The following is a 14,215-nucleotide window of genomic DNA, read 5'->3' as shown; positions in this document are numbered from 1 at the left end:
CCATCCTTGTTATAGGTAATTTTATATAACTTCTTACTCTAAAACTAGCCGTTTAACTAACGTAAAACATTAAGGATAATTGTCAAAGCACATTGGTTTGTTTATCAATTCGTTGACAAAATGCGTGGCGGCCCAATTACAGCGTATTTGTATTGCTCGCATAAACGCAAATTTTATCGTTATTGACCGATTTATAAAAACAATTACATTTAACCAGTAGCTTTATTTCGCTGATTTAACGACAATTACCTATCTATATGATCGAGTACTGTTTTTTATCAAGGACAAATTGTTGAACAATTAGGTGATGTTAACATGCGTATTTTAAACAACTTCTAGAATCTATATTAGGTTTCTAAATTTATGACAATACAATCAAACAGCCAGCTTAGTTTTAAAGATTATTTAGCATTGGTTATTCCTTTTATCATTGCAACTATCACAACCCCATTATTAGGTGTGGTCGATACCGCTTTAGTCGGTCATCTATCTAATCCAGCATTTATTGCTGGTATAGCGGTTGGTGCAGTTATCTTTAATACGCTATATTGGTTGTTTGGCTTTTTACGTGTGAGTACCACAGGATTTGCAGCTCAAGCATTAAACGATCCACGATTACTGCGCTCTTCGCTGATCCGTCCCCTGTTTATTGCTATTGTGTTGGGTATATTATTTATTATTTTTCAGCAATTCATTTTTAGCGTGTCGATGCAAGTCATCAAACCTAATCATGAGGTTAGACATTATGCCGATATTTATTTTTCGATTTTAATTTGGGGTGCGCCGTTTGTACTCATCAATTATGTCCTTGTTGGTTGGTTAATGGGGATATCAAAAATAAAAGCTGTACTGTTTTTGCAGGTGTTAATTAATGTGCTCAATATTCTTATGGCAGCCATTTTGGTATGGGGGTTTCATTTCGATATTCAAGGCGTGGCGTTGGCAACGTTCAGTGCGCAAGTGATTTGTACGTTGTTAGGGATCGGATTTATTGTTCGCTATTTACCCCAATCACACCAAAAAACTGATTTGAAATCGGTTTTTTCTTGGCAATCATTGAAAGAAGTCATGTTGGTTAATACCAATTTAATGATTCGAACTATTTGCCTGTTGGTAGTTACCAATCATTTTATTTCAATTGGTTCAAGTTTTAGTACTAACGTGTTAGCAGCCAATGCGGTATTGTTTCAAATTCATTATTTAATGGCATATTTATTTGATGGTTTTGCTAATGCATCAAGTGTGTTTAGTGGTAAAGCTAAAGGAACCAAAGATATAGTCCTATACAATCAAACCTTACGTTGGTCACTACAAGCATGTATTATTTGCCCTGTAATTTTAATTACAATTTGGTTTGCGTTAGATACCACCATAATAAAATTATTAACCAATCAAACCGACATTATTGATCTTTGCCTTCAATATCAATTATGGTTAATCATTTTCCCGATTGTCGTCGCGGGTGGATTGATCTATTATGGCGTTTTTTCGGGAATTAGTTATACCTCTTCTATTCGAGATTCCATGATTCTTGCCCTTTTACTTTGGTTGATTGCTCAATCTATTTTTGTGCCAATTTGGGGAAATAATGGTTTGTGGTTTTCCTATATTTTGTTCAGTTTAGGGCGCACCTTATTTCTAGTGATTTGGATTAATCGATCGAAACAATATCTTATGCGTTGATTTAAACAGACCAGCAGCAAATGGATTTTATTGTTTGCCTACAGGTAAATATCGCTACTTACTTTCTGCAATCGAATTCCTATTTCAATCCATCTCTTATATAATTATCCGCATTTTTGAGACAAAACAGGCATTAAATTAAATGAATAAAGGAAACAAAACCGTTATTGTAACAGGCGCTTCAAGTGGAATTGGTTTTGCGATTGCTAAAGCCTACCTTGAACGAGGTTTCAATGTCGTTGCAAATGGTCGAGATAAAGCCCGTTTAGAACAGGCTGCCATAAACTTAGGTGAGCCCGACAATCTATTACTTGTTGCTGGGGATATTGCAAAACCGCAAACAGCAGAGTTACTTTTTTCACACGCTATCGCAAGGTTTGGTAAAGTCGATATTTTAGTCAATAATGCAGGCATATTTATTTCTAAACCCGCTATTGATTATACGCAAGATGATTTAAACACTATTATTGATACAAACCTTAAAGGGTTTTTCTACCCTGCACAAACTGCCGCTAAACATATGATGGCAAATCAATCTGGGCATATCATCAATATCACTGCTGCCATTGCTATGCAACCCAATTTGACTGTTCCGGCTTTACTACCGATTATGATCAAAGGTGGTATTAATAGTGCTGTAAAAGGCTTAGCGTTAGAATTAGCATCAAGTCAGGTTATGGTTAACGGCATTGCGCCAGGCATTATCGAAACTCCAATGCACCCAACGGATCCTCAAGTTCAAACAGTTTTAAAATCCATGGCGCCTGTCAATCGGATTGGACATGTGCAAGACATTATTAATGCGGTGATGTACTTAACTGATTCCAATTTTGTGACAGGCACAGTTATGGTTGTTGATGGCGGCTCAACTGCTGGTAAGTGGTAAACAGATTTAACGGCCGATTTGGTTAAACTGCCAGTAAACTGGCAGTATTTAAATTTTAACAAAATTTAAAATCGGTATGAAACACTCGCTTTAAAGTTACGTGCAAGCCCATAGGTGTTTTCGCCTAAATAAAGCCGATAATCCTTGTTAAATAGGTTATCAACAGAAAATCTTACTTCTGCTTTTGGTAAAAAAGTTGGTTGCCAAGTGGCAAATAAGTTATGTAGAGAATAACCCGACGAAGGTGATAAAGAATAAGCACCAAGATCAGCAAAACCGTCATGATTTCTATCTTCATGCCCTGTGCGATCTTGCTTTCTAACAAATTGCGCATTCCAACCTACTCGAAGATTCCATTCTGGGATTTTAAAACCCGTTGTTAATGTTGCCGTGCGTGGTGCAATTGTTGCGACATAGGTTTTATGATGCATCCATGGTGCTTGAGGCGCCGTATCTCTTTCTCCTTTTTGAATTGAGTAGGTGGCACTTGCAAACCAATATTTACTGTCATAGAAAGTTTCTAATTCAAACCCGTTTACCACTAATTTACCCGGTAAATTACGATAATTAGGTTGTCCTAGCGGGCACGCCCTATCAGGACCACAAATTGAGTTATTAAATCCTCGAGTAACAAAAATTTCATCCTTGACACGCTGTCTAAACAGGGTACTACGAACTTGTAATTTATCGTTTTCTAATAATAAGTTGTTAAAGTCGAGTATATTCCCTACTCTAATTGATAAGTTACGCTCCTTATTAAGATTTCGGCTGGTCGCTGTAATCTTACCTGATCCACCATTTTTAGGTGTAAATTGAACCTCATAAGTTTCATCAATTGTTGGTGCTTGCCAAGCATAACTGATATCGCCAAAGAACCCAACATTTTCAGTTGTTTGCCAATAAGCCCCAAATCTTGGTGTCCAACCAGAATAACTAACCGGAGAATAATCATGTCCAAAGCGAGGATCAGGATCATTATAAGCTGATGCATAATTTTTTTGTCCGTGATTACGTACATAATCGTAGCGAAGACTTGGTGTTAAGACAAAGTTATCAATAGAAAGTTCATCTTGAATATAAAAACTATAATTTTGTTGTTTACCGGAAGGCATATAAGCTGGTTGGAAATAACCATTATGATAATTAGGCTTATTGGCGTAATTCTTATAATACATCAACGTATCACGATCATGTAAATGCACTTGAGCACCAATTTTTAATGCATTATCAATAGCACCAGTAGTAAAAATACTAATATTTTCAAGTTCTACAGTTTTATCGGTATAACTTGTCCAACTTCTATTTCCCATTGTTCCTAGCGCAGCTACTGGATTGTATTTTTCTGGTCGATTATCATTTTGCTTTGTTTTGGAATAGGTTGTGTGTAAAGTAAAATTAACCAAAGGATTATACGTTGGTTGGTAATTCCATTTAAATTGCGCCGACTCATCGGTTTGATCGCGTTTAACTAATTTTCTTAACCAAGCTGCTCGATAACCATATTTTTCAATTTGTGCAGCTGTCGGAGGCGTCATTTTTTCAACGTACTTTGCCGCCCATGGTTGCCATGAATCAACTTTAGAACGAATGCCTGACACAGTGAATGTGTTTTCTTCATTGGGCCTAAAGTTAAGTTTTGCCATATAAGAGTCCATGTCATCTTTCGAAAACTCAAATCTTGACCCATCTGGACGTTTAAAATTACCGCTATTACGGTTAGTATAGTAAACGAGTCCATCAAACATATCATTTTCGGTTCTGCCATACACAGCAGAGGTAACCATATTTTGATGGTTATTAGAATGAAAACTATATTTAACTAATGCGCCAGCTAATTTATTGGGTTCAAGCAAATCAATTGCATCTTTGGTTTCCATTCTAATAACCCCACCAAATCCCCCATTACCAAATTTCACATCATGGGGACCTTTATTAACTTCTATCTGTTTAAGTAGTTCAGGCTCAATAAAAACTGAACCTTGTTGATATTTTTGGAATCCTTTTTGTGAGCCATCAACAATAATTTTAACATCCTCAACTTTACCAAACCCCCAGATATTTAATGTTTGCCCACCCTGCCTTACTGAACCGGCCGAGCTTACGCCAGGCAATGTATTTAATAATTCCGCAACATTGTCAGCTTGTTTTTGTTCTATTAAACCCGAAGAAAGCGTTGAACGACCAGCAATAACACTATTTATTTTTTTCAGTTCATTTTGTTTATTTGCACTAGCAATCACAGTAATAACATCATTTATATCTTCGCTACTACTTTGATTGTCAGCTTTAGTTTTTTTATATTGCTTTTCTTGTTCTTCATTTTTACTTGTTTCATTATTCTCATTGATTGACTGATCAGCTTGAACAGTAAAACTGGTTAGAAATAGTAACAAACCTACCTTTTTATAAATCATATTAAATTCCTTTCATAAAAAATACTGAATAATTAATTAAATAGATAAAATAACATTAACCACACAATTAGTAATGATAATCATTATCAATTAGGTGGACTGCAAAGTATATGTGTTTTATGAAAGAATACAAAGAAAAACATGAATTTATTTTGTAATAGTTTTATTCAATACAAAGGTTACAAAAAATTTGATTTACCATTAAAAAAGCAGAAAGACTAGGCACTAAAGCTCGCTTTTTAGTCAAAAGAGATTTATTTAGCGCCTTTGTTTTATTGATAATAATAAAATTAATAATTTTTTTAGAATACTTAAAAAATAACAAAAAATTCAATGATTAATTGGATAAAATCATTTTTATTTGTCACAAAACGCTTCACCATAAAACACTAAGCAACTATTACCTCGAGGAATAACATCATGAAATCGTTGACGAATCTCTTTTTGTTGTTGATATTGTTCTTCTTTATGTTCAGCCAATTTATGAGCCAATAGCAGTTTTGCCAAACGTTTATTGGCATGTTGGCTACGTTCTGATTGAACTTTGACAGTCATACCGGTTGCAATATGTGTTGCACGTACAGCTGACTGCGTTTTATTCACATGCTGCCCGCCTGCTCCGGAAGATTTCATTGTCGAAAACGCAATAGAGCTATCTTGTATTGGAACAGGATTAGGTAAGCAAGTAATACCAATAAACCAATTTTTACGTTTATGATGTGGTCGGTAAGGACTTTGACACACCCACTGTACGGTGCCAAGCCAACGTGAGATTAATTGTTCACTTAGACAACCTTCAACAGAAATCAATACTGAACGAAATGTATTGGGCTTGTCGTCCAATATACTTTCTAACATTTCAATCGATAACGATAATTTATTCGCTTCGATAAAAAATTGTTTTATGGCTTTTGCAACCATCAATGAGCATTCATCAGGCCCTCTGGCAGACGAAAAAAGCAGTAATGCCATTAGTGACCTCCTTGTGTTTTATAATTCAATATTGGTGTAAGTTGAGCAATAACTGTTACAATATTGGCTTGTTGCATCGATTCAATCACACTATCTATTGATTTGTACGCTTGTGGTGCCTCTTCGAAAATTAAACGACTATCCTCACAAATGACACGGCTACCTAATTTTGTTCGTTTTAATTCAGCAATTGTGTAACGAGTATCGAGTTTGCTTTCACAGTCTGCTCGGCGCCATTTTCGCCCTGCCCCATGAGCTAGTGACAAGAGTAGCGCTTCATTCGGTATCGGTTTAACTAAATAGCTATAATCCCCACGAGAGCCTGGTACAATAACAAGCTCATCCAGCGCTGAAGATGCACCTTTACGATGCAACCAATAGTCGTTATGGTCTAATGTCACTTGTTGCAAAAAATTATGACAAACATTGAGTATTTCACGCCCGTGACTGTTGAGGTTATTGAGTAACCGTTCAGCTATCACTTGACGATTTAGCATAGCAAATGCGACAGCGTTATCATGTTTTGCTAAATATTCAAGTGCGGGTGCACTTTGATCTGCTAAACCTTGATAACCAAATCGTGATATTTGGTTTTGCAAAATTGCATGCCCTAATCCCCGTGAACCACTATGCACTAGCAAAAATAATTTTTTAGCATCAAGTTGGTAGTGCTCAAAAAGTTGCTCGCTAAAAATTTTGCTAACCTTTTGTAACTCGGCAAAATGATTCCCACCGCCAATCGTACCAAGATTATATTTATGTCGCATATCGGGTTGATCAATATTGCCTATTTGGCGTGTTAATTTATCTATGCTTAACTTAGCAATACTAATATCGGTTTGCCAAAACCCCATACCACAACCAATGTCACTGCCAATTAATGCAGGATAAATTATTTCACGACTTAAATAAGCCGCACCAATCGGGTAACCTTTTCCGGGATGCAGGTCAGGCATTCCAACCACTTTAACCATATTGGGTAATGCAGCCGTTACCTCTAGTTGCTCAATAGCTAAACCATCAATCCATGTTTTGTTTGAAGCAATTAATGACACTTTTTCAGATAGTATCTGTATAGAATTGTCCATATATCAATCCATTAAAAATATTTTTATTGTTTAGTGCCTATAATTTAAATGCGATATAACAGATAAATAACAACCACACCAGTAAGAAAAACCACCATGGTCAAAACATTATTGTTTTGTCGCCAATAAAAGCGATAAATTAACTATCAAATCATTTTTAGGTTGTAAAACTCTTTAATTTACATCAATAAACTAAGATTGGTTTTAAATTATAGGTATGCATTTAATTGGCAGGCTAAGATCAGCAGAATGAATTGAAGCAAGAATGGAAAAGTTAATCACCCAATTATTGTGCGATAAGCCTGCAAAGGTCATCTAAATAAATCATAATCAGTTCTCCTTTGCAGTTAATAATGGCGCGTATCATAATGAGCTTTTTTACTATTGTAAATAGCCTAATCATAACATTTTTTAACCATATGCGCTAAATCATAGTTAAAACATCATCAATTAACACGTCTGTTTTAAAACAATTTTTAATGCCTTGTAAGTCGCATACAAGGCATATTATTACTATTGAGGCGTTAAAGACATCACAACGGTTTCAAATGGTTCAAGGGTGATCATCGCTGTTTTATCAATAACAGCTGGTTTTGGTGCATGTGATTGACTATTGTAATCAATGTGAATGGTAAAATTCGAGTTTGCCGTTGCTGGTAACTCTAAATCATTCTGTAAATCAAGATAATACACTTGTTGTTTATCTGACGGATTACGTAAAGTAATAATGGATTTATCTTGCGTCCATCCAGCCCAACCATATACCCATAATTTTGTGGGATCTTTACCGATCCAATGGGTATCAAATAACACTTTTTGGTTATCTCTTGCCCAATTAGCCGCCGACGCTAACGTATCCCAATTGTTTGTTGTCATCAGTTCAGGGGTGATATACATTTCTTGCAATTGCGTTCCAGTTGCAAAATAACTCCAAACTTGATCGGCAAAGTCATTTTCGGTTTCTTGTTGCAAATTTTTTGCTTGTTTAGCATACACAATGCCATGCAGCATTAAAGAATTTAATGGGAACAATGGACCTTTAAGTACAATTGATCGATAAGTTTCTGCATCACGATAAGTCAACCACTGTTGAACTTTACTGCCTGGCCCATAATAATTGACATCATCGCCTCCTCGCCAGATGGAGTCGGCATAAAACAGCCAAGATGGCGTAGCCTGGGTTCCGGTTGTTAAATTAATATATAAATGATCACTCGCTTTACGCATATCTTCAATTAAATGGATCGCCGCATCAAAATCACTAGTAAATTGGCTACCAGCAATCACTTTATCCGCATTGCCTGTCCCATCAAGTTTAAACATCGTAATATTTTGATTTTTGATTAATTCTAAAATCCGTTTATGGAAATTAGCATAATATTTAGGACCAGATAAAGCCAGTTTACCATCCATTGTCTCATAACCCAGTTTTAACGCATTGGCAACACGAGTATCTCGTGGTTTATTGTATCCACCCCAAGGTGACAACCAAATACCAAGTGCCGCACCATATTTTTCAGATGCAGTTTTTAATTTATTAAATTCATTAGGAAAATTTGCACTAAATCCCCAGTTTCCTTGTAAATTATCCCATCCATCATCAAACAGATAACCATCAAGTTTGACTTTACGTTTTTCAACCAATTGCTCACCATATTGATCAATGCGTTGTAAAGCTTCTTTTTCGGTATAAGGATTAAAAAAACCGATATCTAGCCAAGAGTTATAATGCAAATATGGGCTATATGGTCGTTCTCGAACGTGATTAATAAATTCATTTACATTGCGTCTTAATTGCCCATTTTCATAGGTACCAATATAGGTTTTATAACTCAAGGTATGATTAACTTGTAACGGGATTGCTTGCGGAATTTTTTGCAAAACACCGCCTTCATAGGCAACCGTATTGGTTAATGGATTTTCGGGAATGATAAAAAAGGTATCACTGATAATAGGTGAACTCACAACAGAACCATAAACAAATGGCGCTTGTGAATGGAATGGCATTAAAGAAACGGCTGACATTGAAAGTGCTTGTTTTTTAGGGGTGATTTGCAGCTCATAACTTGCAAAATGTTTATCGTCATTGAGAATCAATAGGGTTTGAATCGCAATATCATGACCACTTAAATTTATATAAATTTGATTGTCTTTTTGTTGCAAATTATCTAATTGGAAATCTTTATCGGTCAATTTTTGTCCGGAATTCAAAGTAATCTCAAATAGCGTATTAACATTGATTGAATCATGGGTTATAGGGTTAGTAATATTAAAAGATGTGACATTTTTGTGATTATCATTATCAGATAGCGTGATTTGTGTATTTTTCCCCGTTAATTGATACTCTTTAGCCCATATCGAACCAATAGGCAGGCAAAATGCAGTGAGTAATCCGATTGTGATCCAATTTTTGACATATTTTTTCATTACTACCTCCTGATGAATATAAAATTCGGAAAAAAATTAACCGAAGTATTAATATCAGTATAGGCAGTAAAATAACCATAAATTGTGATCTTTATTGCAGTTTATTGGTTATTAAAATTTGGTATAAATGACTTTTGTTTGGTTCAAAACGAAATAACAGACTGGCGTTAATAAATAGTGATTTTATCTAATTTAATTCGATTTAACTTATGGTTAAAAACAAAATTGATAATTTTAACGAAAGTATTTTGTACCAATTAACTTTGCACTTCTTTTATTATACGATGTGACAAAGCTCACAATTCTAATAATTAAATTTTGTTAAGCAGATCAATGAACTGATTTTATTAAACGTAACTTGTTCAAATAGAATGATCAATATTTTCTATATTAAGATCGTTTTTTCGAAAAATAATAAATATTTTTCTTGTTAAAACAATCCCATTTATTTAATTGAAGATCAACAGTATGCTAAAGGTTAATTTTGAATTGATGAAAGTATTTGATTAATATGCAAAGCCTCAAAAAAAAATTAGAGCAACAACAAATAGCTATTTATTTTTTATCGGTTTTTATCGCAATGATTGTTGTTTTTTGTATAAATGGAACCTCAGTTTTTGCGATAGCCATTACTCCTGCCTTAGGGGTCATGCTATTTGTGACTTTTCTACAAGTTCCAATTGGCGATATAACAAAATTTTTGCTTTATAAGCGATTTATTGTTGCTTTAGTCATTGCTAATTTTGTTGTTATACCACTATTTGTAGGGATATTGTCTATTTTTATACCCAATGAACCTTTGATTAAGCTCGGTATCTTATTTGTATTGTTAGCCCCCTGCATTGATTACGTTGTCACTTTTGCACATATTGGTCATGCTGATGCCCGATCACTGTTAATGGCGACACCATTACTGTTATTGCTTCAACTGTTTTTGTTACCTTTTTATCTAAATATATTTATTGGTGAACAGGTTAAAGGACTCATTGAACCTACACCATTTATTCATGCTTTTGTATGGCTAATTTTACTTCCACTTACCATTGCTGTAATAATCCAGATATGTGCAAGTCGAAGTCAAATTATGACAAAAACAGTCAATCTATTGAATATACTACCGGTCCCCACCACCGCTTTAGCCTTATTTATTGTAATTATAGCGATTTTACCTCAACTTAAAGGGAATTTGTCACAAGTCATATCAGTTATTCCATTTTATCTACTATTTGCTATTTTTGCGCCTTTTATTGGGTGGTTTGTTGGTCGTTTTTTTCGTGTCTCCATCACAGAAAGTCGAGCTATCGCCTTTAGTGCTGGTACACGCAATGCGTTAGTGATATTGCCAATAGCAATGGCTATTGCAGACATCATGCCAATTTTACCGGCAGTAATTGTCACCCAAACACTAGTCGAATTATTCAGTGAGCTAGTCTATATTTATTTGATTGCTAAATTAGGTAGATCATCGAAGTAAAAGTGGGCATATTGCCCACGGGTTATTGTTCAATTAATTTTAATTTTGCTATAACGGGAATATGGTCACTGACTAATGGCCATTTAATACCATTCCATTCGTTACCATCATTAGGAATCGTTAATTGTTCAACTTTCCATATTTGATTGCGACTGGTAAAGATATGATCTAAATCTAATCCCGGATTTCCTGCTGGCCAAGTGCGAGTATCTACATAATCTTTTTTAACCAACGTCCAGTATTTTTCAAGCTCTTTTATCACTTTATCATTTTTGACTGAATTAAAATCGCCGAGTAACAACATAATACCAGAAGCCAAATTAGGAAATTCAGTATCTAAATCTAAATCATCAAACACAATGCTATTAATAAACCTTGCTTGTGCCATTCTTACTTCATCTTCTTCATGCCAATCAAAATGGGTATTAAATACATAAATAGGCGAATCAAAGCCAGGAACATTAATTTTACTTAACATCAATGCTCTTTGTTCAAAAGAGCCAGACGGTAACAAAAAGGTTTTGCTTTTTTCAATAGGATATTTCGAAAGTATAGCATTACCATAATTGCCGCCTTTCATATCGGTAGCTTTACCAAATAGATAGTGCATTCCTGTTTTTTCAGCGATGATTTTAGCTTGATCTACGCCGCCACTACGGGTAGTATTTTGATCAACCTCTTCAAGTGTGACAATATCAGCATCCATCGCTTTAATTGCTTTAGCAACCAAGTCTAAATCGACCTTGTGATGTCTAAGTCCCCCTGCAATATTAAAATTAGCAACAGTAATCTGCGGTTGAGCATTATCGGCATACACTTTATTCGGTGAACTTTGATATTGAGAAACCACTAAATCATCTGTAGCAAGTGCACTTGAAGACAGTGAAAACAATCCCAGAAAACTGAACACAAAAAAAATTTTTTTCATATATTTATCCTACTGCTTTTTTAGTTAAATTCATTCATATTGATTATTTGACGTTATAGCTGATATTAATTAAATTCAAATTGATACATTGCGATCGCAATCACAATTTAGTGTTTATCAATAATAAAAAAACGTCCATATAAAAATAACACGATAAGCCATGCAGCTTATGCATGGCTTTACCGATCTTGGTTAAAACTATTTATTTTTAATTATCATTTGCACTGGGTAATGATCAGAATATTTATCTGTAAAATCATCTTTTAGCACTTTAACGTCAATAACATCCTTTTTGAGGGGAGGAGAAATATAGATATAATCATAACGTAGTGGCGTTGAAGCTTGATCATAAAATACTTTCGTTGGCGCTGTTGCGATAAATTGTTTATTTTTAATTTTCAAGGCATCAATAAAACCTGCATCCAATAAGTTTTGTTGCACGGTATAACTTAATTGTCCATTAACAAGATTTTCTAATATTGGTCTTTGTTTCTGCTTTTCTTTAATATCATTTAACAGATTACTTTTATCGTAGGTTTGTTTATCAGCAGGTGAAAAAGAGTTCAAATCACCAGCTATAATCCATTTGCCATTGGGATCACGACTATACTTAATTGAATCAATAATTAAGTTTATTTCATCGATTCTTTTTGCCGTCCAAAATGGATTCATGTGAGTAATAACAAAATGATAATTGCCAATATCGGCATATAAAGCGCCATGCCACATATTATCAACGACTTTATTGACATTAACTATAGGATATTTTGAGGTAATTGCAACAGGGAAAAAAGCGGCATCATCTGGTTTTTCTTTCAAAAGTACAGCATATTTATGTCCATAACTTGCTGCAAATTTTTCAAGCTTTTCACGCGTAAAAAAATTCATCTCTTGCCAAGCAATAATGTCAGCATCTTGTGCTTTTGCCCAATCAATAAATTTTTGTTTACCTTCACTTTCGTCTAACTTCATCCCATTATAAACATTGTAGCTAATAATTTTTAAATTCTTCACATCCTCGAGCGAGGCAAAAGCAGTCGATGTACTTAAAATAATACTGCCAATAATTGCAGCTAATTTTAATTTAGGTTTATTCATAACCGATTCCTTGTTTTTTTATACATGGATAGATATTATCCTGAATCTTGAGACCGCCAAGATTTTTATGTAATTTATGTGATATAGCTCAATAATTTCAACGAGTATAATGTTACTTGACTTTGTCATCTGGCAAATCAATTATTTTATTTAACTAACGAAGTGATAAAAGTTTGATTGAGGAAATGTAAGACATAAAATTGATGAAATCGATTTTATGTCTTATTAATCAGAATTAAGTAACGTATTATCTAATTTTTACACTAGACGAAAGACATTATTATTGTGTGATAAATAGATTAACTTGCTCTTGTGGTTTGAGTGTTGCATCTATCTTATCCATTTCTGCTTCGTAAGTTCTATTTTTATCTTCGCCATTAGTTACGCATTCGTGTAGGAGTGCATGTTTAGTTTGGAACGTTTCACTTGACGTTAATTGATAATAGACGTTAGCTAACTCTTTCCCTGTTGAATTGAAAAACTTATTCAAATCTTTTACTTGTGTGTCAACAAACTCGCGCCCTTTTTTACATGTAATCGCATCTAACGAAATGGTTGGCATCACAACTTTTGGTAAATCTGCAAAATTCTTAGGCTGATAAGGAAAACTGACCTTTTCATTTTCTGGGATATCTAACGTTTTCAAAAACTCATCTTCGCGGTAGAGTTTACGTCGTTGAGATTGATATTGGTTTTCACCTTTTACAGTAACCGAGTCAGGTAATGCTTCATCAATAGAATAGTCCCAAGGCGTTTTATTCCTTTCAATAAATACGTCATTAACCACATTTACTGGTAATTCAATCTCAGTCTGTTCACCATTAATAATAATAGGAACATTCTTAAGTTTTGAAGCGATCATTTTTTCATAGACTTGTTGATTAGTCGTATAGTAAGTGGTTAACAAAATATAGTTACTTTGTGTGGGATTAATAAATCCTGAATTAGATACTGTTGCAGGTTTAGCTATAAAATTAAGTGTCTGATTATTATAAGATAAACTGTGTTTTCCATAGTCAAATGTATAATTTATACCAGATTTAGCAGGTACAATTAACTCTTTACCATCTATAGACACTTTGATTTCATTAGCAGTTGGATTATCTATCCAACGGTCTACTGAGCCTGATTCAATAGGGTTAGAATCAAAACAACCAACCAACCCTAAACTACAAGTAAGTAATAACGTATATTGTATTTTTTTCATCACATTCTTTTCTATTAATATTTAAATCGAGCATACAC

Annotated in this window: 10 protein-coding genes; 3 read left to right on the top strand and 7 right to left on the bottom strand. The window is 34.3% G+C overall.

Annotated features, from left to right (window positions below):
- Nucleotides 1-363 precede the first annotated feature (363 nt).
- Nucleotides 364-1,683 carry an MATE family efflux transporter gene (locus J3U59_RS00105; protein WP_267332876.1) on the top strand — a complete coding sequence of 440 codons (1,320 nt, stop codon included), beginning with the start codon at nt 364-366 and terminating at the stop codon, nt 1,681-1,683.
- A gap of 142 nt (nt 1,684-1,825) precedes the next feature.
- Nucleotides 1,826-2,569 carry an SDR family NAD(P)-dependent oxidoreductase gene (locus J3U59_RS00100; protein ID WP_267332877.1) on the top strand — a complete coding sequence of 248 codons (744 nt, stop codon included), beginning with the start codon at nt 1,826-1,828 and terminating at the stop codon, nt 2,567-2,569.
- A 65-nt stretch (nt 2,570-2,634) separates the two neighbouring features.
- On the opposite strand, the gene J3U59_RS00095 is transcribed toward J3U59_RS00100, so the two are convergent.
- From J3U59_RS00095 to J3U59_RS00080, 4 genes are all read right to left on the bottom strand, one after another.
- Nucleotides 2,635-4,983 (bottom strand): TonB-dependent hemoglobin/transferrin/lactoferrin family receptor, encoded by a 2,349-nt coding sequence (locus J3U59_RS00095; RefSeq protein ID WP_267332878.1) that lies wholly within the window; start codon nt 4,981-4,983, stop codon nt 2,635-2,637.
- 357 nt (nt 4,984-5,340) lie between these two features.
- On the bottom strand, nt 5,341-5,955 hold the full coding sequence (gene prfH / locus J3U59_RS00090; RefSeq protein WP_267332879.1) for a peptide chain release factor H: 615 nt from the start codon (nt 5,953-5,955) through the stop codon (nt 5,341-5,343).
- Nucleotides 5,955-7,043, bottom strand: a complete 1,089-nt coding sequence (locus J3U59_RS00085) for an RNA ligase RtcB family protein (protein WP_267332880.1) — start codon at nt 7,041-7,043, stop codon at nt 5,955-5,957. Before J3U59_RS00085 ends, prfH begins: the two co-directional genes overlap by 1 nt.
- Before the next feature lie 513 nt (nt 7,044-7,556).
- Nucleotides 7,557-9,470, bottom strand: coding sequence for an enterotoxin (locus tag J3U59_RS00080; protein WP_323849482.1), 1,914 nt, complete (start codon nt 9,468-9,470; stop codon nt 7,557-7,559).
- A 511-nt stretch (nt 9,471-9,981) separates the two neighbouring features.
- Here J3U59_RS00080 and J3U59_RS00075 point away from each other — a divergent pair.
- Nucleotides 9,982-10,944 (top strand): hypothetical protein, encoded by a 963-nt coding sequence (locus tag J3U59_RS00075; RefSeq protein WP_267332881.1) that lies wholly within the window; start codon nt 9,982-9,984, stop codon nt 10,942-10,944.
- A gap of 22 nt (nt 10,945-10,966) precedes the next feature.
- Here the strand turns inward: J3U59_RS00075 and J3U59_RS00070 are convergent, their stop codons facing one another.
- The 3 genes from J3U59_RS00070 to J3U59_RS00060 all read right to left on the bottom strand — a co-directional run bounded on the left by J3U59_RS00070 (nt 10,967) and on the right by J3U59_RS00060 (nt 14,177).
- A complete protein-coding gene (locus J3U59_RS00070; protein WP_267332882.1) occupies nt 10,967-11,872 on the bottom strand; it encodes an endonuclease/exonuclease/phosphatase family protein in 906 nt (301 codons plus the stop codon).
- 198 nt (nt 11,873-12,070) lie between these two features.
- Nucleotides 12,071-12,970: an endonuclease/exonuclease/phosphatase family protein gene (locus J3U59_RS00065; protein WP_267332883.1), complete on the bottom strand. Its 900-nt coding sequence runs from the start codon at nt 12,968-12,970 to the stop codon at nt 12,071-12,073.
- A 280-nt stretch (nt 12,971-13,250) separates the two neighbouring features.
- Nucleotides 13,251-14,177: a hypothetical protein gene (locus J3U59_RS00060; protein ID WP_267332884.1), complete on the bottom strand. Its 927-nt coding sequence runs from the start codon at nt 14,175-14,177 to the stop codon at nt 13,251-13,253.
- Between the last annotated feature and the right edge of the window lie 38 nt (nt 14,178-14,215).

Source organism: Gilliamella sp. B3783 (assembly GCF_026536125.1).
Classification (GTDB): Bacteria; Pseudomonadota; Gammaproteobacteria; order Enterobacterales; family Orbaceae; genus Gilliamella.
Note: the sequence above shows the minus strand (reverse complement) of the source record. Positions and strands in the feature narration are given on the sequence as shown.